At 70.1% G+C, this 23,563-nt stretch carries 19 protein-coding genes; 9 read left to right on the top strand and 10 right to left on the bottom strand.

Features of this window, described 5'->3' with window-relative positions; all coding sequences use genetic code 11:
• Positions 1-20: 20 nt before the first annotated feature.
• The 3 genes from dusB to H6726_16035 form a co-directional block, all read right to left on the bottom strand.
• Positions 21-1,085, bottom strand: a complete 1,065-nt coding sequence (gene dusB / locus H6726_16045; GenBank protein MCB9659165.1) for a tRNA dihydrouridine synthase DusB — start codon at positions 1,083-1,085, stop codon at positions 21-23.
• 165 nt (positions 1,086-1,250) lie between these two features.
• Positions 1,251-2,282: an RNA 3'-terminal phosphate cyclase gene (locus tag H6726_16040; protein MCB9659164.1), complete on the bottom strand. Its 1,032-nt coding sequence runs from the start codon at positions 2,280-2,282 to the stop codon at positions 1,251-1,253.
• Between the two features lie 2 nt (positions 2,283-2,284).
• Complete coding sequence (locus H6726_16035; GenBank protein MCB9659163.1) at positions 2,285-3,514, bottom strand: RtcB family protein; 1,230 nt, start codon at positions 3,512-3,514, stop codon at positions 2,285-2,287.
• Positions 3,515-3,907: 393 nt separating this feature from the next.
• Here H6726_16035 and H6726_16030 point away from each other — a divergent pair, with 393 nt between their 5' ends.
• The 3 genes from H6726_16030 to H6726_16020 all read left to right on the top strand — a co-directional run bounded on the left by H6726_16030 (position 3,908) and on the right by H6726_16020 (position 7,938).
• Positions 3,908-5,059 carry a GGDEF domain-containing protein gene (locus tag H6726_16030; GenBank protein ID MCB9659162.1) on the top strand — a complete coding sequence of 384 codons (1,152 nt, stop codon included), beginning with the start codon at positions 3,908-3,910 and terminating at the stop codon, positions 5,057-5,059.
• Between the two features lie 127 nt (positions 5,060-5,186).
• On the top strand, positions 5,187-6,242 hold the full coding sequence (locus tag H6726_16025) for a tetratricopeptide repeat protein (protein MCB9659161.1): 1,056 nt from the start codon (positions 5,187-5,189) through the stop codon (positions 6,240-6,242).
• Positions 6,243-6,321: 79 nt separating this feature from the next.
• A complete protein-coding gene (locus H6726_16020) occupies positions 6,322-7,938 on the top strand; it encodes a sigma 54-interacting transcriptional regulator (GenBank protein MCB9659160.1) in 1,617 nt (538 codons plus the stop codon).
• A gap of 8 nt (positions 7,939-7,946) precedes the next feature.
• Here the strand turns inward: H6726_16020 and H6726_16015 are convergent, their stop codons facing one another.
• Complete coding sequence (locus H6726_16015) at positions 7,947-8,675, bottom strand: trypsin-like peptidase domain-containing protein (GenBank protein ID MCB9659159.1); 729 nt, start codon at positions 8,673-8,675, stop codon at positions 7,947-7,949.
• Positions 8,676-8,824: 149 nt separating this feature from the next.
• Complete coding sequence (locus H6726_16010) at positions 8,825-9,073, bottom strand: hypothetical protein (GenBank protein ID MCB9659158.1); 249 nt, start codon at positions 9,071-9,073, stop codon at positions 8,825-8,827.
• A 633-nt stretch (positions 9,074-9,706) separates the two neighbouring features.
• Here H6726_16010 and sucC point away from each other — a divergent pair.
• Together sucC and sucD are read left to right on the top strand one after the other, a co-directional pair.
• Positions 9,707-10,888, top strand: a complete 1,182-nt coding sequence (sucC, locus tag H6726_16005; protein ID MCB9659157.1) for an ADP-forming succinate--CoA ligase subunit beta — start codon at positions 9,707-9,709, stop codon at positions 10,886-10,888.
• A gap of 3 nt (positions 10,889-10,891) precedes the next feature.
• Positions 10,892-11,764, top strand: a complete 873-nt coding sequence (gene sucD / locus H6726_16000; protein ID MCB9659156.1) for a succinate--CoA ligase subunit alpha — start codon at positions 10,892-10,894, stop codon at positions 11,762-11,764.
• Positions 11,765-11,825: 61 nt separating this feature from the next.
• On the opposite strand, the gene H6726_15995 is transcribed toward sucD, so the two are convergent.
• On the bottom strand, positions 11,826-13,217 hold the full coding sequence (locus tag H6726_15995) for a DUF3336 domain-containing protein (GenBank protein MCB9659155.1): 1,392 nt from the start codon (positions 13,215-13,217) through the stop codon (positions 11,826-11,828).
• Positions 13,218-13,453: 236 nt separating this feature from the next.
• Between H6726_15995 and H6726_15990 the strand changes: the two genes are divergently transcribed.
• From H6726_15990 to moeB, 4 genes are all read left to right on the top strand, one after another.
• Positions 13,454-15,607: a hypothetical protein gene (locus tag H6726_15990; GenBank protein ID MCB9659154.1), complete on the top strand. Its 2,154-nt coding sequence runs from the start codon at positions 13,454-13,456 to the stop codon at positions 15,605-15,607.
• Positions 15,608-15,626: 19 nt separating this feature from the next.
• A complete protein-coding gene (locus H6726_15985; GenBank protein MCB9659153.1) occupies positions 15,627-17,189 on the top strand; it encodes an NAD(P)H-hydrate dehydratase in 1,563 nt (520 codons plus the stop codon).
• 196 nt (positions 17,190-17,385) lie between these two features.
• On the top strand, positions 17,386-17,979 hold the full coding sequence (locus H6726_15980; protein ID MCB9659152.1) for a sigma-70 family RNA polymerase sigma factor: 594 nt from the start codon (positions 17,386-17,388) through the stop codon (positions 17,977-17,979).
• Between the two features lie 123 nt (positions 17,980-18,102).
• Entirely contained in the window at positions 18,103-19,269 is a 1,167-nt protein-coding gene (gene moeB / locus H6726_15975) for a molybdopterin-synthase adenylyltransferase MoeB (protein ID MCB9659151.1), read from the top strand.
• A gap of 141 nt (positions 19,270-19,410) precedes the next feature.
• On the opposite strand, the gene H6726_15970 is transcribed toward moeB, so the two are convergent.
• The 4 genes from H6726_15970 to H6726_15955 form a co-directional block, all read right to left on the bottom strand.
• Entirely contained in the window at positions 19,411-20,304 is an 894-nt protein-coding gene (locus H6726_15970) for a hypothetical protein (protein ID MCB9659150.1), read from the bottom strand.
• 55 nt (positions 20,305-20,359) lie between these two features.
• On the bottom strand, positions 20,360-21,505 hold the full coding sequence (locus tag H6726_15965; protein MCB9659149.1) for an alpha/beta hydrolase: 1,146 nt from the start codon (positions 21,503-21,505) through the stop codon (positions 20,360-20,362).
• A gap of 17 nt (positions 21,506-21,522) precedes the next feature.
• Positions 21,523-22,656, bottom strand: a complete 1,134-nt coding sequence (locus H6726_15960) for a nitronate monooxygenase (GenBank protein ID MCB9659148.1) — start codon at positions 22,654-22,656, stop codon at positions 21,523-21,525.
• 280 nt (positions 22,657-22,936) lie between these two features.
• Positions 22,937-23,524, bottom strand: coding sequence for a DUF3105 domain-containing protein (locus H6726_15955; GenBank protein MCB9659147.1), 588 nt, complete (start codon positions 23,522-23,524; stop codon positions 22,937-22,939).
• Between the last annotated feature and the right edge of the window lie 39 nt (positions 23,525-23,563).

Raw genomic sequence — 23,563 nt, 5'->3', positions numbered from 1 at the left:
TGTAGCAGCGTTGGGGCGGGTCAGCCCCCCGACATCAGCTCCAGGGGGATGTCCACCGGCGGGGTGGCGTCGTTCGGGTCGTCGCACCATCCGTCGGGCAAGGTCACGCGCTGCCGCCCACCCGTCTTGCCCCGCTTCACGCGCATGGCGCTGGGCGGGAAGGGCTCCGTGGAGTCGAACGCGGCCAGCGCGTCACGCAGCTCGGCGAGGCTGCTGACGTTGGTCAGGCGCTGGCGGAGCTGCGCGCTGCCGCGGAAGCCCTTGGTGTACCAGGTGGCGTGCTTGCGGAACTGCCGCATGGCGTGCTCCTCGCCCATCCACTCGGACAGCAGACCCGCGTGCTTCAGCATGATGGTGGCGACTCCAGCGAAGTCCGGCGGGTTGTCGGGCTCGCGCCCGTCGAACACGGCGCTCAGGTCGGCGAACAGCCATGGCCGTCCGAGGCAACCGCGCCCGACCACCACGCCGTCGCAGCCGGTCAGGCGCATCATCCGTAGCGCGTCGCGCGCCTCCCAGATGTCGCCGTTGCCCAACACGGGGATGTGCGTGACCAAGCGCTTCAGGTCGGCGATGACCTCCCAGTCCGCCTCTCCGTCGTACAGCTGCGCGGCCGTGCGCGCGTGCACGGCGACGGCGGCGCAGCCCTCCTCCTGGCCGATGCGCCCCGCGTCGCGGTAGGTCAGGATGTCGTCGTCCACGCCGCTGCGGAACTTGATGGTCACGGGCACGGCGCCCGCGTTCTGCACCGCGGCCCGCACGATGCTGGCCAGCAGGGCAGGGCGCGCGGGGATGGCGGAGCCGCCGCCCTTGCGCGTGACCTTGGGGACCGGGCACCCGAAGTTCATGTCGATGTGGTCGACGTGCCCCTCGCTCACGAGGCGCTTCACCGCTTCCCCGACGTAGTACGGGTCCACACCGTACAGCTGCAGGCTGCGTGGGCTCTCGTCTGGGTGGAAGTCGGCCAGCTTCAGCGTCTTGTCGCGGCCCTCTACGAGGGGGCGCGCGGTGATCATCTCGCTCACGTAGAGCCCCGCGCCGAACTCGCGGCACACCATGCGAAAGGGCCAGTTGGTCACACCCGCCATGGGGGCGAGCACCACGGGCGGCCACACCTGCAGCGGCCCGATGGCGATGGGCGTGAACTCGCCTTTCGCGGGGAGCGGTACGTCGCGGTTCTCTTCGCTGCGGTAGACGTCGTCCACGGCCCCGGTATGAGGCGCGGCGCCGCCTGCCGCAAGAGGCGGATGGGGTCAGCTCCTGCGCGAGAGTCGCAACGTGGTGATGCCGGTGGACGCCTCCACCTCGCGCTCCACGCGCAGCGGCAGGAAGCGCTGGATGACCTCGAGGTTGGTCTCGCTGTGCAGCGTCAGCGGCAGCGTGCGGAGCGCACCACCACCCGAGAGCGCCATCGGCAACAGAAGCTGGTCGGCCAGGTGCGGACCCACGCACACGCCCGCGCGGGTGAGCGCCTGCGTCTCCGCGACCGCCGCGTCGGCCACGGCCTCCGACGACACGGCGCGCCGGCCGAAAGCGGTCACCAGCTCCGGGCCCAGCTCCGAGGCGAGCTCCACCATGAGCACGTTCCCAGGGCCAGCCGACTTCACGGCGCGACCGATGCGCTGCTCTTCGGCGACCCCGAGCGCGTCGCCCGCCCGCACCAGCTCGCGCTGCGCGATGGCGAACGGCAGGTTCGCCACCAGCGCGCGCACCGCGCTCACCCGCAGCGGGCTGGGCGCGGTCAGGTCGAGCGGAGTCCACGCGCGCACGGGCGAGACGCGCAGCGTGAAGCGCCCCCCGCCCGCCGGGTAGAACCCGTGCTTGTCCAGCTGCACGTCCAGCGCGACACCCATGCGGCGCAGGGCCGGCACGAACACGTTGGCGAAGAAGTCGTACGAGGGGGCGCCCATGGCGTGCGTCCCGCCCTCGAAGACCACCTCGCTGGGGCCGTCCGCGACCAGCAGCATCGGCAGCACGGTCTGGCACACGAGGCAGGCGCTGCCGGCGGTTCCCACGGCGAAGTGGTAGCGACCCGCGTTGGGCGTCCCTGGCGCGAAGCGCAGCTCGCCGCTCCCGAGCTCGTCCCCCGTCACCCGCGCGCCTGCGACCTCGGCCGCCGCCCGCAGCGCGGTCAGGTGCTGACGCAGGAGGCCCGGCTTGCTGCGCTTCGCGCGGACCCGCGTGATGTGCACGGGCGTCCCCGTGATGGCGGACAGGGCGAGGCTGGTGCGCAGGACCTGCCCGCCACCCTCGCCCTGGCTTCCGTCGATGTGTATCTCGCTCACGGCTATCCCTTCACGCAGAGCACCTGCTTCAACGTGTGCACCACGTCGACCAAGTCCTGTTGCGCTGCCATCACGGCGTCAATGTCCTTGTAGGCCATCGGGATCTCGTCGATCACCTCGGCGTCCTTGCGGCACTCCACGCCCTCGGTCGCCCGCGCGTGGTCGTCGACCGTGAAGCGCTTGCGCGCCGCGGTGCGCGACATCGTGCGCCCCGCGCCGTGGCTGCAGCTGCAGAAGCTCTCCGGGTTGCCCTTGCCACGGACGATGTACGAGCGCGTCCCCATCGAGCCGGGGATGATGCCGAGCTCACCCTCGCCCGCGCGCACCGCGCCCTTGCGGGTCACCAGCACGCTCTCGCCGTAGTGCTTCTCGCGCGCCACGTAGTTGTGGTGGCAGTTCACCGCCATCGACGTCGTCGTGAACTCGGGCAGCGCGCCGTCGGCCGACAGCGCGCCGAGCACCGCGCGCATCATCAGCTCACGGTTCTTGGCCGCGAACTCCTGCGCCCACGACACGGCCGCCACGTAGTCGTCGAAGTGCTGCGAGCCCTCGCTCAAGTAGGCGAGGTTCGTGTCGGGCAGCGAGATGAACCAGCGCTCCATCTCGCGCTTTGCGAGCTCGATGAAGTGCGTCCCGATCCGGTTCCCGACGCCACGCGAGCCGCTGTGGAGCATCACCCACACGCGCTGCGCTTCGTCGAGGCACAGCTCGATGAAGTGGTTCCCCGTACCGAGCGTGCCGAGGTGCGACACGTGGTTGGCCTGCTTCAGCGCCTTGTGCTTCTCACACAGCCGCTCGTACTCGGGCAGCAGCTGCGCCCACGCCGCCTCGGTCGCCGCCGGCGGGTCGTGCCACGCGCCGCGGTCGCCGCGCGCCCCGTGCCCCGTGCGTCCGTGCGGGACCACCTTCTCGATGGCCGAGCGCAGCCCGCGCAGGGTCTCGGGCAGGTCCGACGCGGTCAGCGTCGTCTGCACCGCCATCATCCCACAGCCGATGTCCACGCCGACGGCGGCCGGGACGATGGCCTTGTGGGTCGCGATGACGCTCCCGACCGTGGCCCCCTTGCCGAGGTGGACGTCGGGCATGGCGGCCACCCACTTGTGGATGAAGGGCAGGCTCGCGATGTTTGCCAGCTGCGTGCGCGCCGCGTCCTCGATGGGGACGCCGTTGATCCACGCCTTCACGGGGCGGCCGGGGGTATTCATGACCTGGTAGTTCGGGAGGGTGTTCATGGAGCCTCGCTTTCGTATGCACACCCGTAGAGCACTGTGCGTGCCAATCCTCGTGCTGTTGATTTGCCCGGTGATCTTCGCGGTTATTCGTGATCAGGCGAATCCCTGAGGATAACATGTGATATGAGTGGATAGATTGCTGCTGGACGCAGCCCGTTCGGGAGCGTCGAGAAGGACCATGCGCGCGGCTACTGTATCCACGCCGCAGACATCCACCGGCGTGCCGCACACCACCCCTCAGGTCCTCCGCACCTCGCCGATACCTCGTCACGCGCAGCGGCCGCGAGCGTGTATCCTCCCGCGCATGAGCCCGCTCCCCCCCGCTCCATTCGACGCTCGTTCGCCGCGGCCCTGCGTGCGCGACGTGTCCGGAGTCGGCTCGATGGCGGCGTCGTGACCGACGGCGACCTCACGGTCGGGCGGGAGGCGACCCGGGTCAGCGCCCGCCCGCGGACGGTGTCGGGGGCCCAACGCCTGCGCGAGAAGCGCCTCCTGACGGGCCTCGTGTCTTACGGTCTCGCGCTGGCCGTGGTCGTGGGCGCGTGGCTGTTGGGCTTCTACGGCGTGCGCGTGGTCGTCTGCGTCGTCGCCATGATCGTGCCCATCAACCTGGGCCTGTTCGCGCTGCTGCGCACGGGGCAGAACCTGCGCTTCCGCGACCCGAACATCACGCTGCTGCAGCTGTGCCTGGCCAGCGTGCCGATGCTCTACGCCGCCTACCACGCGGGGCCTGCGCGCGGCGCGTTCCTGGTGCTGACGCTCTCCGTGACCATGTACGGCTTGTTCAGCTTCCGAACGCGCGACTTCATCTACTTCACCATCTTCATCCTGCTGGGCTACTCGACGGTGATCGGCGTGATGGTGTGGCGCGAGCCTGAGGGGCTGCAGCCGCGGGTGGACTCGCTGCAGTGGTTCGCGGTGCTCGTGGCCATGGCGCAGTTCAGCTCGCTGGCGGGCTACGTCAACCAGCTGCGCGGGCGGCTGCGTGCCCGTCACCTCGAGCTGGCAGAGCGCAACGAGGAGCTCGAGCGGGCGCTCGAGCGCATCCGCGAGATGGCGATGCGTGACGAGCTCACGGGGGCCTACAACCGGCGCTACCTGGCAGAGGCCATCGCCCTCGAGAAGAAGCGCTGCGAGCGCGAGGGAGGCGACTTCTCGTTCGCCATCCTCGACATCGACTTCTTCAAGCAGGTCAACGACACGCACGGACACCTGATCGGTGACGAGGTCTTGAAGGGTGTCGCCGAGGTGCTGCGCCGCGAGCTGCGCGAGACCGACCTCTTCGGTCGCTGGGGCGGCGAGGAGTTCGCGGTGCTGCTGGTGGGGGCCGACATCGACGACGCCCGCGCCATCGTCGAGCGCATCCTGCGGGCGCTGGCTGCCCACCGCTTCCCGGCCGGGGAGGGCGCGTTGCACGTCACGGCGTCGGCGGGGATCACCGCGTACCGCAGCCCCGAGCATCCGGACCGCACGTTTGCGAGGGCGGACCAGGCCCTCTACCGGGCCAAGGAGGGGGGGCGCGACCGGCTCGAGGTCGGCACCTAGGGCCTGTTAGTCGCTCGGTCACGGAGCGGGAGCCGACGAACGCGGCGCCATCACCGAGGCAGCCGGAATGCGGCGAGGGACGTTCACCAGGGGAACGCGCCGGGCGCGGGCAGCGTATGATGGCGCCATGGCGCCACTCCGGTCGTTGCTCGCTCTGTTGCTGTCGCTGTTCATGGTGGTGATTGCGCGTGCGCCCGCAGCGGGCGCTCAGTCCGAGGACGAGGCGGCGCACGCGCGCCTGCTCGCCGAATATCAGGCGACACCCACCATCTCGACCGGCTGCTCGTTGGGCGAGGTCGAGCGACGGCTCGGGCGACTGGACCAGGCCGCGACCCGCCTCGACGAGCTGCTCACGCGGGCGCGCCAGGATCCCGCGCTCGACCCCGCCACCCTCTCGGCTTGCCGCTTCAACCGCGCGCGCGTCTACGAGGAGCAGGGCGACCTGCGCAACGCGTACCGGCTCTTGGGCGAGGCGCTGACCACGCCCAACGCCACGCGTCGGCGCGTGGTGGAGCAGCGACTCGTGGACGTGGCCACCCGCCTCGTGTCGTCGCCCGCGGGCTGCATGGCGCTCACCTCACGCTACTCGCCGCAGGCGCTGCTCCGCTTCAAGGACAGCGCACCTCTGCGCGCCTGCGCGCGGACTTACGCGCGCGCCCATCCGTTCTGCACACCGATGACGACGGAAGACATGCCGGACCCGGCCAGCGCGCCTCGCTACATGTCACGGCGGCCAGACGACGCGACCGTGGCCATCATCGACGAAGGCTACCTGATGATCCTGACGACGCAGGGCGGTCGCACCACCGGGATCGAGTGCCGCCTGCCGAACCCGGACGAGCTCATCGAGAGCGCGGCGTGGGTGGGGACGGGTCGCGCCCGCCTCCTGCGCATCGTGACCAACAGCACCGTCAGCTACACGTGCGGCGGCGACGACCCTGAGTACGGCGAGGACGAGCGCTGCTCTGACGCGTCGTCCACGCACTACCTGCTGACCCCGCGCGGTGAGCTCGTCCTCGCGTTGGTCGACGCGTTCGAGGATGGTGGGATGGCGGCGTGGGGGCCCGACGCGCCCGAGCTGCGGGACCCGAACGTGAGCGGGGCCACCGTGGAGGGGAACGTGATCCTCGTGAACGGTCGCCGGCTGCGCATGGTACGCGGCGCCCTCATCCCCGCTCCCTAGCCGAGGCGTCACCCGGCGGGGGTCATGGGCCGCGTCGGTGGACAACCTCCACCCCCCGCGCGGTGCTACGGTCCGCAGCATGAAGCGAGTGGTGTTCGGGTACTACGGGGCGACCCTGGACGCGGTGGGGCGCGGCGACAAGCGCTGGCAGAAGTGGCGTCCGAGCGTGGGGCTGTGTCAGCACGAGGACCTCCTCGTCGATCGCTTCGAGCTGCTCCACGACCGGCGCAGCACCGCCGGGGCGACCAGCGTGGCGCACGACATCGTGCAGGTCTCCCCAGAGACGGACGTGCGCCTACGCGTGCTCGACTTCCGCGACCCGTGGGACTTCGAGGAGGTGTTCGCGGGGCTGCACCAGCTCGCGCGCGGCTATCGCTTCGACCAGGACCGGGAGGACTACCTGGTGCACATCACGACGGGCACGCACGTGATGCAGATCTGCTGGTTCCTGCTCACCGAGTCGCGGCACTTCCCTGCCAAGCTGGTGCAGACCTCGCCCAGTCGCACCGCCCCGAACGAGCGGGCGGACCGCACGACGGACGTGAAGGGCACGTACCGCGTGATCGATCTCGACCTGTCTCGCTACGACGGTCTGGCCAAGCGCTTCGGCGAGGAGCGCGCCGAGAGCCTCGACTTTCTCAAGTCGGGTATCGACACCCGCAATGCCGCGTTCAACCAGCTCATCGAGGGCATCGAGCGCGTCGCCCTGCGCTCGCGCGAGCCCATCCTGCTGATGGGTCCGACCGGGGCGGGGAAGTCGCAGCTCGCTGCGCGCATCTACGCTCTCCGGCGCTCGCGTGGCTTGCTGAAGGGGCCCCTGGTCGAGGTGAACTGCGCCACGCTACGTGGTGACGGGGCCATGAGCGCGCTCTTCGGCCACGTGAAGGGGGCGTTCACTGGCGCGGCGTCGGAGCGCAAGGGGCTCTTGCGCGCTGCGGACGGGGGCATGCTGTTCCTCGACGAGATCGGAGAGCTCGGGCTCGACGAGCAGGCGATGCTCCTGCGCGCCATCGAAGAGAAGCGCTTCCTGCCCGTGGGAACGGACAGGGAGGTGCGCTCCGAGTTCGAGCTCATCGCGGGCACCAACCAGGACCTTGGCCGCGCTGTCGCGGAGGGGCGCTTCCGAGAAGACCTGCTGGCCCGCATCCAGCTGTGGTCGTTCGAACTCCCGGGCCTGGCCGAGCGGCGCGAGGACATCGAGCCCAACCTGGACTACGAGCTGGGCCGGGCTGGGCAGCGACTGGGCACGCACGTCACCATCAACGCCGAGGCGCGGGAGCGGTTCCTCCAGTTCGCGCGGTCCCCCCGCGCCTCGTGGCGCGGCAACTTCCGTGACCTCAACGCGGCGGTCCTGCGCATGAGCACGCTCGCACCCGCGGGGCGCGTCGGGGTCCCCCAAGTGGACGACGAGCTCGACCGCCTCGAGCGCTCGTGGCGCCGCCCGGGCGCTGCGAGCGACAATGACGCCGTCCTGTCCGCCGTGCTGACGCAGGATCAGCTGGCGGAGCTCGACCCCTTCGACGCCGTACAGCTCGCCGAGGTCGTTCGCGTGTGCCGCGCATCGAGCTCGCTCTCCGAGGCAGGGCGCCGGTTGTTCGCGGTCTCGCGCACACGGAAGAAGTCGAGCAACGACGCGGACAGGCTGCGGAAGTACCTGGCCCGCTTCGACCTGGCGTGGGATCAGCTCGCGGGATGACGCCTGTCTCAGGGGCGCCTGCGGCCATGCGCGCGTAGTCGCTGCCTGTAGGCGTGGATGCGCTCCGCCACGGTGGCCAGCTCGCGGGCCATGGACTCCGCCTGCACGGCCAGCGTGAACGAGGTGTTCGTCATGCCGCCCCACACCATGCCCAGGCAGTTGCCCTGAGCGTCCACCACCGGACCGCCGCTGTTCCCGAAGTGCGTCTCGGCGTCGATCACGGCACAGTTCGCGTTCACGCCGCACGCTCTATCGGTCTCCACCAGCCCGTGTGCGGCTCCCGCCACGACGCCCTCGCTCGTGATGAAGCGCATCCCGCCTGGATGTCCCGCCAGCACCACGCGCTCGCCCCGCATCAGGGGCCGTCGCGCCACTGGCAGAGGCGGCACGTGGATGTCGGTCCCGGGCACCACGATGGCCAGGTCCAAGGTGCTGCTGCGATGCACCACCAGCCCCCCCGCCTCGACGCCGTCCGCGTAGATGACGTCCACGCGGTGGATCTCCTGCACGACGTGGCGGTTGGTGATGACCACGCGCACGCCGTCCAGCTCGGTCACCCAACCCGCGCCTTCGCCGATGGGGGAGCTGACCACCACGGTGGAGCGCACGGCTAGCTGATGGGCCGCCCTGAGGTCGGCGGGAGCCTGGCTGTCTGCGTGCGTGGGCACGGCGCACCACGCCACCAGCGAGACGCCGAGGCATGCGCGGAGACAGCGGGCGCCGCGCGCGGAGAGCATGAGCAGAGGGAACCCCAAGCAGGACCGAGCTTGGGGGAGAATCAGCTCGCCGAGCAGAAATTAGAAGACCCCACCCGGCCGGGTAGTGCCAGGTGGGGTCGAGCGCGGAGGGTCGCTGCGGGATGGATGGAGCAGCGACGGCTCGTGGCTCAGAGGATGATGGCGGTGAGAGCACCAGCGAAGAGGGAGACGGTCAGCGCGGCTGTGACCAAGAGGTCCTTGGTCTCGGCCTGACGCCATGCGTCATCCGCGGGGAACGACGGGGCCACAGGGGCCGGTGCAGCGACCGGCTCACGCGTCCAGCAACCGACCTGGGTGTCGGGCACGACGCGCGTGGCGATGTCGATGAAGCTGCGATTGGGGATGCCGTGTTGGTTGAGGTACATCGTGTGGGTCATGTCGGGCCCTCCGATTGGGTGGCGGCGAAAGTGCGCCGCGTTCGTAGCCAAAGCATGGGTCGTGCCAATCCGTCGCGCAAGCCGTGTGATACATAATTCGGAAGTGATTACATGTCGTTGCAAAAGTGTGACACAAGCGATAGCGCGAAACGTGACACACGGAAAACGCGAGGAATTCAGCGGTGTTCCATGCGGCGTGCCAGCACGGGTATCGTCGAGCTCCACTCGAAATGACTCGTGCTTTCGGTGGGCGTCCGAGACGCCGCCTGCATGGCCGAAATGTGTGTCACGACCCCTCATGTAGACAAACCACAGACAAAAGTGGACAGCGTGTTACGCAATTGACGCGCAACGGATTACGCGGTGCGTCATTGCTGCGTCATGTCCGACGCATGTCCGGAACGTATCCACTGGGTGTCTTCGTGCCCGGGGTGCGACACACGCCGCATCGTCGCGTTCCACCGGCCCAAAAGGGTGATATGCTCCCCCGCCCGCGCTGGCGCGCGAGTAGAACGTGTTCCAATGTGCGGGAGCCAACTGGTTCTCCACTAGGTTGTCCACTTGGCTGCCCACCTGGCGGTCCCCCAGCCCAGATTACGGCGCCCCCGGCGTCCAACCTGAAAGTCAGAGCGAATGAACATCCACGAGTATCAGGCGAAGGAGCTGTACCGAAAGTACGGCATCCCGGTGCCGCAGGGAATCCCCTGCATGTCGCCGGAGGAGGCCGTCGAGGCCGCCAAGAAGTTGATCGCGGACACCGGCAGTGAGGTCGTCGTCGTCAAGGCGCAGATCCACGCGGGCGGTCGCGGCAAGGCTGGCGGCGTCAAGGTCTGCAAGGGCGTCGAGGCGGCCACCGCCGCGGCGAACGACATCTTCGGCAAGGTCCTGGTGACCCACCAGACGGGCCCCGAGGGCAAGAAGGTGCAGCGCCTCCTCGTCGAGCAGGGCCTCGCCATCAAGAGCGAGCTCTACCTGGCGCTCGTCGTCGACCGCGAGACCAAGAAGATCGCCATCATGGCGTCCACCGAAGGCGGCATGGACATCGAGGAGGTGGCGCACAACACCCCCGAGAAGATCCACATGGCGTACTTCCACGCCGACGCTGGCCTGCAGGACTACCAGGTCCGCAAGCTCGCCTTCGCCCTCGGCCTGACCAAGACCGAGCAGAAGAACTTCCACAAGCTGATGATCAACCTGGCCAAGCTGTTCGTGGCCGAGGACTGCTCCATCGCCGAGATCAACCCGCTCATCCTCACGCAGGACGAGCAGGTGCTGGCGCTGGACGCCAAGGTGAACTTCGACGGCAACGCCGAGTTCCGCCACAAGGCGTACTGGGAGTCCGTGCGCGACCTCTCCGAGGAGGCCCCGACCGAGACCGAGGCCGCCGAGGCAGGTCTCAGCTACATCCAGCTGGATGGCAACATCGGCTGCCTGGTCAACGGCGCCGGCCTCGCGATGTCCACCATGGACACCATCAAGCACTTCGGCGGCGAGCCCGCGAACTTCCTCGACGTGGGCGGCGGAGCCAGCCAGGAGTCGGTCACCAAGGCGTTCAAGATCATCCTGCAGTCCGAGAGCGTGCAGGGCATCTTCGTGAACATCTTCGGCGGCATCATGCGCTGCGACGTCATCGCCAACGGCGTGGTCGCGGCCAGCAAGGAGCTCGGCCTCGAGGTCCCGCTCGTGGTGCGCTTGGCCGGCACCAACGTGGAGCAGGGCAAGGAAATCCTCAATAACTCAGGTCTCCGGATCGTCGCCGCCGACACCATGGCGGAGGGCGCCCAGAAGATCGTCGAGCTGGCAAAGGGCGCGTGAACGATGAGTATCCTCGTCAACAAAGACACCAAGCTGATCGTTCAGGGGATCACCGGTAAGACCGGCCAGTTCCACACCGAGCAGTGCATCAAGTACGGCACGAACGTGGTCGGCGGCGTGACGCCGGGCCGCGGTGGCACCGAGATCCTCGGCGTGCCCGTGTTCGACACGGTGGAGCAGGCCATCGCCGCCACTGGCGCCAACGCGAGCTGCATCTTCGTGCCGCCTCCGTTCGCGGCGGACTCCATCCTCGAGTGCGTGGAGGCCGAGCTGCCGCTCGCCATCTGCATCACCGAGGGCATCCCCGTCATGGACATGCTCAAGGTACGCCGCGTGCTGGACGGTCAGAAGACCACTCGGCTGATCGGACCGAACTGCCCGGGCGTCATCACGCCGGACGAGTGCAAGATCGGCATCATGCCGGGGCACATCCACAAGAAGGGCCGCATCGGCGTCGTGTCCAAGTCGGGCACGCTCACCTACGAGGCGGTCGGGCAGCTGACCGCGCTCGGCATCGGCCAGTCGACGGCCGTGGGTGTCGGTGGTGATCCCATCGCGGGCACGGACTTCATCGACATCCTCGAGATGTTCGAGAAGGACGCGGACACCGACGCGATCATCCTCATCGGTGAGATCGGCGGCAACGCCGAGGAGCTGGCGGCGGCCTGGATCAAGGACAACTTCAGCAAGCCGGTGGCGGGCTTCATCGCCGGTCGCACCGCGCCTCCGGGCAAGCGCATGGGTCACGCCGGCGCCATCATCTCGGGCGGCAAGGGCACGGCAGACGCCAAGATCGCGGCGCTCGAGGACGCTGGCGTGAAGGTCGCGCCGACGCCGTCGGACATGGGCACCACGCTCGCTTCGCTGCTCAAGTAGTCGCGGGAACGGTTGCAGCGGCCCTCGTGAGCGTCGTCTCGCGGGGGCCGTGTTGCGTCCGTCATCGCGTGTAGCGAGCGCGCAGTGACGCGATGGCCTCGTCCAGCGCACGAGACACGCAGGTCTGGTCCCGGATGCGGGCGAGGAGGGGCCAGGTGGCGCGCTCGCCCTCGAGGATGTGCAGCCCCAGCTCACGCGCGCTGATGTTGGAGAAGGTGCGCAGCAGGGCCCCGGCGCGCAGGCGCGGGTGGATGTCGATGTCGCCGCTGTAGCTCTGGTCGGCGAGCGAGTGCGCGAGGTCCAGGGGCGTGTAGAGGGGCGTGTGCTGCAGCACGCTCTTGGCGATGTGCAGCTGGTTGGTGAGCTGAATGCGCGCGGTGGTGGTGGCCATGCCCGCCACGAAGGGCAGCACGCCGCTCTTGCGCGTGACCCGCCGCACGGGGGCCACGTGCGGGTTCACCTGGCTGACGATGAAGTGGTTGACGTTGTGCAGGCGGCTGATGCGCCGCATGGGCAGGTCCCCCTTGAACGACCCGTCGATCCACAGCTCGGTGGGCATGTAGGGGACGTCGCGCCCGCTCGCGAGGCGCTCCATGAGCAGGGCGGGTGGAAATGCCCCCGGCACGGAGCTGCTGGCGACGGCCGCGCTCTCGAGCGTGACCTCGGGCGTGGTGAGGTGGTTCAAGACGCGCGGCTTCTGGCGCTTGCGCGTGGGCGAGATGCTGACGTTGACGGCTCGCCCACTGCGCGCGTAGGCCTCTGCGAAGGTGTAGTCGCCGTTGTTGTGGCGGATGACCTCGGCGAGGCGCGCCGGGTCGTACACGGCGTGGGTGCGCAGCGCCTCGGCTGGAGAGACCCGCAGGAGCGCGTCGGTGCGCAGGCCGCTCCAGTCGCGGAACAGTTCGCGCAGCTCGTCGTCCGTGCGCGCGCCGATGCCGCACGCCACCATCGCGCCCATGGACGCGCCAGAGAGCACGTTGGGGAGCAGGTCGTGCTCGAACAGCGCCTTGATGACGCCCAAGTGGAAGAACCCGAGGCTGGCACCCCCCGAGAGCAAGAGGGCCGAGCGGCCGAAGCCGTGGGCGGCACGCTCGAAGCGGGCGAGCGTGTCGGCTGGCGCGAGTCCCGTCTGCTCAGGGTCGGAGAGGTAGGCGATGGCGAGCAGCACCTCTTCGTAGAAGCGCGAGACGACGCGCTTGGTGCCGAGCGGCGTGCGCTCGTAGAGGCGGGCGTCTGCCAGCTCGCCGAGGTGTCGGTAGAGGGCCTCTTGCAGCAGCTTGACCAGCTCGGCCGAGCGGCGCTTCTCGCGTGCCCGACGGAGCAGGGTGGTGTGCTCCTGCAGCAGCGCGGCGTCGTAGACGTCAGAGTCGGGGTCGCCGAGGAACGCGTTCACCTCGCCCGCGTCGGGGGCGTTCTGCTGACGCTGTAGCCACTCGTCGTACGTCTTGCTCATGCGCGACAACCTTATCAGACGCGCGCCCAAGGATTGTGGCGCGCCCGGCGTAATGCCATAACTGCGGCACGCCGCGAGCCGCGTCTCGTGGAAGGAGTCACGGAAAATTGATCAACATGGTTCGCCCTGGGGTTGTGGTGGGTTGTCTCGTGTCGTTGGTGTGTGGGGCCGGCTGCGCCTCTGGGACGGCGTCTCGTCCTCGGCTGCCGGCCGAAGAGCACGCTCTGCTGGAGCTGATGCCCAACGACGCGTTCCTCGGCGTGCGGCTCGACATGCGCGCGCTGCGCGATACGCCGCACTGGCAAGAGCTGGAGCAGGCGATGGTGGGCAGCGGCGCCCCAGACGAGGCGCAGCGCACGGCGCGCGACACGGGTCGCGTCGTGGCCGTGATCGGCGGTTTCATCGACGCGCCCAGCTACCCCGAGCCCGACCCCGAGGCCGAGTACGTGCGCCCGCCGGCCTGGGTGGGGGTGTCGCAGAGCCTGCACGGCAAGCTCCCGCGGGCCGTCGCGGTGGTCGAGGGCGAGGCGGCGAACCTGTGTGATCAGGCGCTCGAGGGGCAGGAGCGGCGCGAGGTGCGTGGCTACCAACTGGGTGTGGTCAACGGCGTGGCGATGTTGCGCCGTGACGGTGTCTGCGTGGTGACGCTCGAGCCCGTGTTGGACTCGCTGCTCGCGCAAGGGCAGGGGCCGGCTGCGGACGTGCTGGGGATGCTCGCTGCGCCAGGCCCCGGCGGCGCCCCTCCCATTGTCAGTTATGTCGCGGACTACTCCGCGCCCGGCTACGCCGCGTGGGTGGAGCAGCATGGCGCCCGGGCGCGTGCTCAGCTGGAGGAGGCCCGTGCGCGGCGCGCGGCGCGGGAGGCCGAGGTCGAGACGGCTGCCCAGGCCGCGGAGAACGGGACGCCCCTGAGCGACGACAGCCCGTTGGGTGCCATGGACGACTTCGCGTCTCGCATGGAGGAGATGGTCAACCAGACCATCGTGCTCTTCCTCGAGGTCTCCAAGATCACGATGCGCGGGATGGTCTCGACGTCCGTGCACCTCTCGCACCACGACGGGGGCTACGACTTCCGCAGCCGCGTCACGCTGTCCGACGAGGGGCGCTCGGTGATGTGGCGCGAGCTGCTGCGCATGTACCTCGACATCGCCCGCGCCGCCGTCTCGGTCTATGACATCCCGGAGGAGCCACGTGAGGTGCTGACCGCGGCGCTGCGCGCCATTCACGTCGACGAGCGGCCCGACGGCTACGAGGTCGTCGCGCGGGCGAGCGATCAGCGCGTCAGCTCGCTCATCGCGTTCGCGCGGAGGGAGGGGGCCGACTTCACCCCCGAGATGCCCGACATCGATCAGGCTGCGTCGCCGTGGGCCCTGGAGATGCAGATCAACACCGCCGAGTACGAGCCCCCCGCGTCGGTCGTGGCCTCACTGGAGCCCAGCATCGCCAACATCCGCGCGCTGGACGACCGCGAGGTGAGGCAGAAGGGCGTGCGCGCGCTGGCTCGCGCCTACGCGTCGCTCGGCCGCTATCAGGACGCGCTGACCCTCCTGAGCGAGAGCATCGACGAGGACCGCGCGCAGGCTGGCGAGGTGGAGCCCTACATGCGTGAAGAGCTCTTCGCGGGCATGTGCGGGCTGGCCACCGAGCTGTGTCGCACGCACCTCGAGTGGGGCTTCGCCGAGGCTGCAGGCCAGGCCGCCAACGCGCCAGCGGAGGATGGTCAGACGTGCGCCGACCTGTCGTACACCGCGTTCGCGTGTGGACAGGTGGCGGAGGCGCGCCAGGGGCGTGCCGAGGGTGCGCTGAACGCGCTCGAGAACCGCTCGTGGGGCGAGGTCGACGTGGCGCAGTTCGGCGCCGCTCGCGCGCGCATCCTGGGCGAGCTGGGGCGTTGGGACGCGTCGTTCGAGGCGGCGCGGGCCACGTGCGCGGGTCCGCTGCGAGCTGGCACGTGTACCGAGGTCTTCCCAGCGGCGCTCGAGGCCATGGCCCGTGGCGGCAGCGCGCTCGCCACGTACGACGCCGAGTTCGCGGCGACGCGTGCGACGTATCCGGGCGCGACCTCGACGTCTACTGGCGACGACGCCTTGGCCACGTTGGCTGCGGTAGGGGACTGTGCCCGTCGCCTGCGCTTCGCGGCGCGGGAGGCCGAGACCCTCACGGCCTGTCAGGCGGCGCGCGACGTGACCGGGACGATCCACGGCACCACCCACCCCCGCACGGCGCTCGCGCTGCTGCTGCTCGGGCAGGCACGTACCGCGGCGCGGGACAGCGCGGGGGCCACGGCGGCGCAACAGGAACTGGACGCGATCCGCTCGTCGTTGGGTCCCCAGCACCCGGCGAATCAGCCCCCTCCGGCCCCCGCCACACGGCGTCCGCGCGGGCGCTGACGGGCCCATGCTCCCGCTCTTGACTCGCGCCCAGGTGCGCGCCGTCGACCGACACGCCATCGACGCGCTCGCCGTGCCGGGCATCGTGCTGATGGAGAACGCCGGCCGGGGCGCCTTCGAGGTGCTCGTGCGGGAGCACGCCGGCGCGCTCGGGCGCGTCGTGCTCGTGGGCGGTCCGGGTCAGAACGGGGGGGACGCGTGGGTCGTGGCGCGGCACCTCTTGCGCCTCGGGCACAGGCCGCGCGCGGTGCTCGTCGTGCCGTCCGGAGACGCGGCGGAGCTGCGTGGGGACGCCGCCACCAACTGGGCGCCCCTCGCGCCGCTGGGGGTGGAGACGCACGTGCTGCCACCGAGCGCGCACATGCGACTCGCCGACCTGCTCGCGGACGCCACCCTGGTCGTGGACGGGGTCTTCGGCACGGGCCTGACGCGGCCCATCGAGGGGCCGTTTGCGGAGGTCGTCGGCGCGCTGAACGCGGCGCGCGCGCCTGTGTTCGCGCTGGACCTGCCGAGCGGTGTCGACGCGGACAACGGGCACGTGCTGGGGGTCGCTGTGCGCGCGACGACCACGGTCACCTTCGCGGCCCACAAGCGGGGCCTGCACCAGGGGCCCGGGGCGCAGCTGGCGGGGGACCTGCACCTGGCGGACATCGGCGTCCCCGTGCATGCGGTGGGCGTGGTCGACGCGCCGGACACGCCCGACGCGCCGGATACGCTCGGCGAGGCGCCGTTCGCGGCGCTGCTGCAGCGTGAGGATCTGGGGGCGCTCGTTCCGCCGCGCGCGCGTGACGCGCACAAGGGCACGGCAGGCCACGTGCTGCTGCTGGGGGGCGACGAAGGCAAGACCGGCGCGCTGTATCTGGCCGGGCTCGGCGCGCAGCGCGCCGGCGCGGGCTTGGTCACGCTGGGCGCGCCGCCCCAGAGCCGCGCCGTCCTGGAGCACAAGGTGGTGGAGATCATGACCACCGAGCTCCCGGGGAGCGCCGCCGCGCTGGCCGCGCTGGCGAGCGGGAAGGGCGCGCTGGTGGTGGGTCCAGGGCTGGGGCTCGGGACCACGGCCAAGGCGCTGGTGCGTTCCTGGGCGGCCGAGCTGGCGCAGCCCGTGGTCCTGGACGCGGACGCGCTGACCATCCTGGCGAACGCCGCGGGTGGGCTCGAGGTGTTGCGTGAGGCGCACGGGCCGCGGGTGCTCACGCCCCACCCGGGCGAGGCGGCGCGCCTGCTGGGGCTCACGTCGGCCGAAGTACAGGCGGACCGTCATGTGGCGGCCGAGGCTCTCGCGCGCCGCTGCGGGCACGTGGTGGCGCTCAAGGGCGCGGGGACCATCGTCGCGTCACCCGACGGGGGCGCGTGGGTGTGTCCGTACGGGACCAGCGCCATGGGCACCGGGGGCACCGGGGACGTGCTGGCAGGGGTCATCGGGGCCCTGCTGGGGGCCGGGCTGGGCGCCGTGCAGGCGGCGACGGCGGGGGTGCTCTGGCACGCGCTCGCGGGGGAGCGCGCGGCCTGCGGCGACCGGGGATTGCTGGCGTCGGAGCTGGCCCACGCGCTCCCCGGCGTCTTGCGCGATGCGTTGGTGTGAGGGGAACCGTCGGGCGGCGCCGGGCGCCGTGACGGGCTGTCCGCTGCTGACAACCTGACACGGCGACGTGGGTCAGAGTGGACAAGCTGGCCGAGGGACGAGCCCCGCTACGTCTCGCGGTGCAGAAAAATGCCGTGATTTCGACTCCGAGGGGCGTGTCTCCTGGGCTGGCACCGCGTTTGCTCTACCGGCGCGCATGTCGACCGAAAGCACCTCTCTCAGCCTCGTGCCCCCCGTGGACCGCTCCGACTACGACGCCGCCGTGCGGCCTCACGTGCCCGAACTCTACGGCACCGCGGTGCGGCTGACACGCTCCCGCACCGAGGCGGACGACCTGCTGCAGGACACGCTCGCCCGGGCGTGGGTCTTCTGGCACCGCTTCCAGAAAGGCACGAACGCGCGTGCGTGGATGCACCGCATCCTCATGAACACGTTCATCACGGGCTACCGCCGTCGCCGTCGTGAGCGCGAGATCATGGAGCGCGTGGCGCTGGAGACGCACACGCTGCCTCCTGCGCTTCCGTCGCCGGTCGACCCTGAGGCCTCTCCGAAAGATGCGCTGGGGGACGAGGTGCGCGCCGCCCTCGAGACCATCCGGCCCGAGTTCCGGAGCGCCGTCGAGCTGGTCGACGTGGAGGAGCGTTCCTACCAGGAGGCGGCCGACCTACTGGGGTGCCCCATTGGCACCATCATGTCGCGCCTCCATCGCGGACGACGGGCGCTGCGCGACCAGCTCCGGAGCTACGCGTTCGCGGAGGGTTACGTCAGCGAGCTCGCCTGCTCGGCCTGAGCGCCGTAACGACCGCTCCTACCCGTCGACTCTGCCCCAACCAAGCACGAGAACGGATCGTTGACGGAGCAGCGCGGCCCTTCATACTGGCCGGCCAACCGCACAGGAACGGAGCAGAGCGAAATGGCGAAGACGTACGCGGACCTCCTGCAAGAGGTGAAGGGCCAGATCAAGCAGGTCACCCTCGAGGACTTGAACGACCGCATCAAGGCCGGCGAGGCCATCACCCTCGTCGACGTGCGCGAGAAGGACGAGTGGCGCCAGGGCTACATCCCCAACTCGGTGCACCTCCCGCGCGGCTTCCTCGAGATGCAGGCCGGCTCCAAGCTGCCCGACAAGAACGCCAAGCTGGTGGTCTACTGTGCGGGCGGTGTGCGCAGCGCCTTCGCGGCGAAGGCCCTGCAGGACCTCGGCTACACCGACGTCGAGTCCGCCAACCCTGGCTACGGGCAGTGGAAGGACAAGGGCTTCCCCATCGAGGCACCGTTCGCGTTCAGCGACGAGCAGCTGGACCGCTACTCGCGGCACCTCCTGCTGCCCGAGGTGGGCGAGAAGGGTCAGCAGAAGCTCCTGCAGGCGCGCGTGCTGCTGCTCGGCGCGGGCGGCCTGGGCGCTCCCTCGGCGCTCTACCTGGCGGCCGCGGGCGTCGGTACGCTCGGCATCATCGACGGCGACCACGTGGACGCCAGCAACCTGCAGCGGCAGGTCATCCACGGCATGGACCGCGTGGGCTCGCCCAAGGTGGAGTCCGCCGCCAAGACCATCGCCAACCTGAACCCCGACGTGAAGGTCATCCCGTTCAACGAGCGCCTCGACAGCAGCAACGTCGACCGCATCTTCGACATGGGCTGGGACGTCATCGTCGACGGGCTCGACAACTTCCCGACGCGCTACCTGGTGAACGACGCCAGCATCTGGAAGAACATCCCGGTGGTGCACGGCAGCATCTTCCGCTTCGACGGACAGGTGACCACGTTCATCCCCAACCAGGGCCCGTGCTACCGCTGCTTGTACCCGGAGCCGCCGCCTGCGCACTTGGCGCCCAGCTGCGCCGAGGCCGGCGTGCTGGGGGTGCTCCCGGGCGTCATCGGCGTACTGCAGGCCACCGAGGCGGTGAAGATCATCCTCGGCCAGGGCAAGCCGCTCAACGGGCGCCTGCTGCAGTACGACAGCCTCGACATGGCGTTCCGCACCTTCAAGCTGCGGCACGACAAGAACTGCCCCGTCTGCGGCGACAAGCCGACCATCACGAGCTACATCGACTACGAAGGCTTCTGCGCCAACGTGTGATCGAGGCGCGCGCCTAGCAGTCCGTTGAGCGAGAGCGCGTCAGCCGCCCCCGGGGTCTCCTCGGGGGCGGTCTCGTTCCGTCCGAGACCAGCTCCAGCTCGAAGCCCTCGGCCGAGAGCGCGTCGGCCAGCACGGCGGGTGTCAGAAGCTCGGGTGCTCGTCGTCCACACGCAGGCTGTCGCGCGGGTCCAGCTCGTCGGGGCCCGGCGCGGGCGGCACGCGGTCGTCCTCGCTCACGGGCAGCTCGCGGAGGCGCTCGACGGCGGCCTGCATGAGCGCTCGCACGGCCTCGGCGTCGTCCACGAGCAAGGCGGCGCGCTCGGCCTTGCTCGGGGCGGCGTCCAGCGCCTCGACCGTGGCCTTGGGGTGGTAGAGGTCGTAGCGCATCTTGAACGCCTCGATGGGCGTGAACGGGAACCAAGGGATGGACAGCACGCTGGTGCGGTCCAGCTGCTTGCGCCACCGCTGGGGTAGCCAGCGCCCGACGCTCTCCACGGCGTCGCGCCCCAGCATGAGCTCGGCGGACCAGGCTTCGGAGCCCTGGTGTGTGGCGACCACCACCGGGATGCCCGCGCGCACGGCGATCTCGATGAAGCCGTTGCTCACGAAGGGCTGGATGTCGAACCCGTTGCCGAAGTTGCAGTGGTCCCCTTCGGGCGCGACCAAGAAGTCGTTGTAGACGCCGTCGCGCAGCAGCTGCACGTAGCCCGCGGTGTCGAACACCTCCTCGGTCTGCGTGAGGAAGCGCGCCAGGTGCTTGATGACGGGCAGGTCGTAGAAGGCCTTCCACGTCACGCCGAAGTGGCGCCGGTCGCCCGCGTCCACCTGCGCGATGAAGCGCAGGTAGCCCGCCACGATGAGCACCGGGCCAGCCGCGGGGCCGTGGTTGAACGCCATGACCAGCTGCGGGTGCTGTGCGAACACGGCGCGCATGTCGGCGCCCTCCGGGTCCACCAGGAAGTGCCGGAACAGGCGCGGGGCGAGCGTGCGGCCGACGTGTTCGTACGAGCTGAGCGTGCGGGCTTGGCTGGACATCGAACGGAAACGATACGCGCCCCAGCGCCCGCGTGAAAGGGCGGGCGCGCCGGGCTCAGCTGGCTGGGTAGACGGCGCGCAGGAAGTCGAGCAGCGCCGCGTTGGTCTCGGCGGGCGCCTCTTGCTGCACGAAGTGCCCGACGCCCGGGATGATGCAGCTCCCGCGCAGCTGCGGGAGGCGCCGCGTCATCCCGGAGATGGACTCGGGCGTGACGATCTTCAGCACCGGGTCGTGCTCGCCGCACACGAAGAGGGCAGGGCAGTCGAGCGGCTCGCGCCCGTAGTCCGGGTCGTGCTCCCAGTCGAGGTCCGTCACGCGGTACGAGCTGAGCCCGCCGATGAAGTGCGCCGCGAGCGGCCCACGGGTGTACTCGCTCACGTAGTGGTCGAGGTCGGCCTCGGTGAGCCAGCTCCAGGGGAGCGGCGGTGCCGGCTCCAGCACGTCGAGGTAGCCCGTGCCCTCGGCCGGGAAGCGGGTCCAGTCCAGCAGCTTGCCGCGCCCGCTGAGCGCCCAGTGCAGGCGGGTGAGGAACTCGCGCGGACGACCGCCCAGTTCGGCCTCCGCGGGGCCGACGGTCTGGAAGTAGTGCATGTGGAAGAAGTGGCGCTTGGCGATGGCGGCGTACCCTTCGCTGGGGCGCTTGCCGCGCTTCTTCTCGAGGGTAGGTGCAGACCCCTCTGAGGCCGGGCTCCCTGCGTTCGCTGCGCTCTGGACGTTCTTCGCGTTCGGGGCGTTCTGGGCGCCCTGCGAGTCCTTGGGGGTCTTGGCGCCGGCTGCGTTGTCATCGCGCGCACCCGCGAACTGCACCCCGTACGGCACCGCCAGCGACACCACGCCTGCGACGCGGTCGGGGTGGTGCAGGGCGACCCCGAAGGCGGCCTTCGCGCCGAAGTCGTGCCCCACGAACACCGCACGCTCCGCGCCCAGGTGGTCGAGCACCGCGACCAGGTCGTCCGAGAGCACACGCGCTTGGTACGCCTCGAGCGCGAGGGGCCGGTCGCTCTGCCCGTAGCCCTTCATGTCGAGCGCGACCGCGCGATAGCCCGCCGCCGCAAGCACCGGGAGCTGATGACGGTAGCTGTACGACAGCCCAGGGAAGCCGTGACAAAGCACGACGAGCGGACCCGACTGCCCCGCGACGAGCGCGCTCAGGGTGAGGGCGCGTTCGGGGAGGTGCAGCTGGATCCGCTCGATGGTCATGGCTTCTGGGGAGGCGCTCAGTCCTCGGGGAGCAGCGCGTTCAGGCGCGCGACGGCGTCGATGTAGCCCTCGACGAAGTCGTAGACCACCTTACCCGCCGGCTTGCGCGTCTTCATCATGCCGACCACCTGGCCCACGGGGGTGCCGAGCAGCTCGGCGGCCTCAGCCGTGTTCACCGTGTTGGCGTGGCGACGGATGCGACGCTCGGCGTCGGCCACCAGGAGGCCCTGGAGCGGCATGGGCAGGAAGCCCGGGCAGTCCTTCTCTTCCCACGCCTTGGTGTACGTGGTGACGAGCTGACGGGCCGGCTTGCCGCTGATGCAGCGTGAGCGCGCGGTGTCCATCTCGGACGCGGCGAGCATCTTGTCGATGAGCGCGTCCTCGCAGTCGGACTCGTTGGTGGTGAGCCACACGGACCCGCACCAGATGCCCGACGCGCCCAGGGCCATCGCGGCCGCCAGGTGACGGCCGTCGCCCATGCCGCCCGCGGCGAGCACGGGGGTGTCACCGACCGCGTCCACCACGGCGGGGATGAGCGACATGGAGCCAATCTCGCCCGTGTGGCCGCCGGCCTCGTAGCCGGACGCGATGATGATGTCGACGCCGGCTTCCTTCTGCTTGAGCGCCTGACGGGTGTTGCCGCACAGAGCCGCGACGAGCACGCCCTCCTTGTGGGCGCGCTCCACGATCTCGGCGGGCGGGGGCCCGAGCGCGTTGGCCAGCAGGCGGATGGGGTGCTTCATGCCCACGTCCACGTGCGCGCTGCCCGCGCTGAGCGACCAGCCGAGCAGGGTCTCGTGCGTGTTCTCGACCTCGGGCGGGATCTCCGGCACGCCGTGCTTCTGGAGCAGCTTGATGAGCCACTCCTGGTGCGCCTTGGGGATCATCGCCTCGAGGGCCTCCTGGCTCAGGTCGCCCTTGTCGCGCCCCTCGTACTTGTAGGGCATGACGGTGTCCAAGCCGTAGGGCTTGCCGTCGACGTGCTGGTCGATCCACGCCAGCTCGCGCTCCAGCTGCTCGGCGCCGAACGCCACCGCGCCAAGCACACCCAGGCCGCCGGCGCGGCTGACGGCAGCCACGACGTCACGGCAGTGGCTGAACGCAAAGATGGGGAACTCGATCCCCAGTTTCTCGCAAAGTTCGTTCTTCACTATGGCCTCCAGCGCTGCGCGCCAATGTTTACATGGTGTATAGAACGTGTTCTATGGCGTGTCAACGGCGATCTCTGAGAACGCACGTAATGTCCATGCGAGCCTCGCGGCTGCTCGTGAAGGTCGCCGGCGCGCTGGCGCGACGAAGCGTTTCGCCGGAATCGAAGGACGCGACGAGCGCGCTCAGGCGGCGCAGCGCGGCGAGGCGCATCAGCCGGGTCGTTCGCAGCGCGGCGCCCGAGTGGTGGCGGTTCGCAGTGCGGCGCCCCAGCTGAACCGCTCAGGGAACAGCGCACCAGCCCGACGACGACCCGTCCATCCCAGCGTTGCACAGGTCTTCGCGGGCGCGGCCGTACGCGCCGTCGATGAAGGCATGTAGGGACGGCGCGTCGAGACACGTGGCCGAGTACAAGCGTCCCCACGCGACCGCGGCGATGGGCTCGTCGAGCGTGGGGTCGGGCACGAGGATCATCCGGTTGCGCGTGGCTTGGCCAGCGCAGCGCGGGTCGTCGGGGCGCTCGTCGAGGACCGCCTGCAAGGCCTCACTCAGCGCGCAGCTCGCGTCGTCGCAGCGGTAGGCCACCACCACGGCACCGTGCTCCATCGAGTGCAGCAGGAAGCCCCACGGGACCGGCGCCTCGTAGCTCTGGTAGGCCGCCCAGATGGGGTAGTGGTCGCCGCCGACCGGGGGGTAGGTGGTGAAGTCCAGCTCCGCGCACACGAAGGTGTGCTGAAACGACGTGACCTCTTCGCGCGCGGTGTAGACGGTGCACGCATCGAACGGCGCGATGGGCGGCGCGTCCGGGTGTGTCGTGGTCTCGTCGAAGCGTCCCGCAGGTCCGCTCTCGCCGCATCCGACGAGGGCCAACGCGCTTCCCACGAGGAGCCAGACGCGCGCCCAGCGACC

The organism is Sandaracinaceae bacterium, assembly GCA_020633055.1.
GTDB lineage: Bacteria > Myxococcota_A > Polyangia > Polyangiales > Houyiibacteriaceae > JADJJE01.
This window is presented reverse-complemented; position numbering and strand designations above follow the sequence as displayed.

Bases quoted from the DNA above. Each gene is read 5' to 3' on its own strand.
- dusB (MCB9659165.1), bottom strand. From the start codon at position 1,085: ATGGCGGGTGTGACCAACTGGCCCTTTCGCATGGTGTGCCGCGAGTTC.
- H6726_16035 (MCB9659163.1), bottom strand. From the start codon at position 3,514: ATGAACACCCTCCCGAACTACCAGGTCATGAATACCCCCGGCCGCCCC.
- H6726_16025 (MCB9659161.1), top strand. From the start codon at position 5,187: ATGGCGCCACTCCGGTCGTTGCTCGCTCTGTTGCTGTCGCTGTTCATG.
- H6726_16020 (MCB9659160.1), top strand. From the start codon at position 6,322: ATGAAGCGAGTGGTGTTCGGGTACTACGGGGCGACCCTGGACGCGGTG.
- H6726_16015 (MCB9659159.1), bottom strand. From the start codon at position 8,675: ATGCTCTCCGCGCGCGGCGCCCGCTGTCTCCGCGCATGCCTCGGCGTC.
- H6726_16010 (MCB9659158.1), bottom strand. From the start codon at position 9,073: ATGACCCACACGATGTACCTCAACCAACACGGCATCCCCAATCGCAGC.
- sucC (MCB9659157.1), top strand. From the start codon at position 9,707: ATGAACATCCACGAGTATCAGGCGAAGGAGCTGTACCGAAAGTACGGC.
- sucD (MCB9659156.1), top strand. From the start codon at position 10,892: ATGAGTATCCTCGTCAACAAAGACACCAAGCTGATCGTTCAGGGGATC.
- H6726_15995 (MCB9659155.1), bottom strand. From the start codon at position 13,217: ATGAGCAAGACGTACGACGAGTGGCTACAGCGTCAGCAGAACGCCCCC.
- H6726_15990 (MCB9659154.1), top strand. From the start codon at position 13,454: ATGCCCAACGACGCGTTCCTCGGCGTGCGGCTCGACATGCGCGCGCTG.
- H6726_15980 (MCB9659152.1), top strand. From the start codon at position 17,386: ATGTCGACCGAAAGCACCTCTCTCAGCCTCGTGCCCCCCGTGGACCGC.
- moeB (MCB9659151.1), top strand. From the start codon at position 18,103: ATGGCGAAGACGTACGCGGACCTCCTGCAAGAGGTGAAGGGCCAGATC.
- H6726_15970 (MCB9659150.1), bottom strand. From the start codon at position 20,304: ATGTCCAGCCAAGCCCGCACGCTCAGCTCGTACGAACACGTCGGCCGC.
- H6726_15965 (MCB9659149.1), bottom strand. From the start codon at position 21,505: ATGACCATCGAGCGGATCCAGCTGCACCTCCCCGAACGCGCCCTCACC.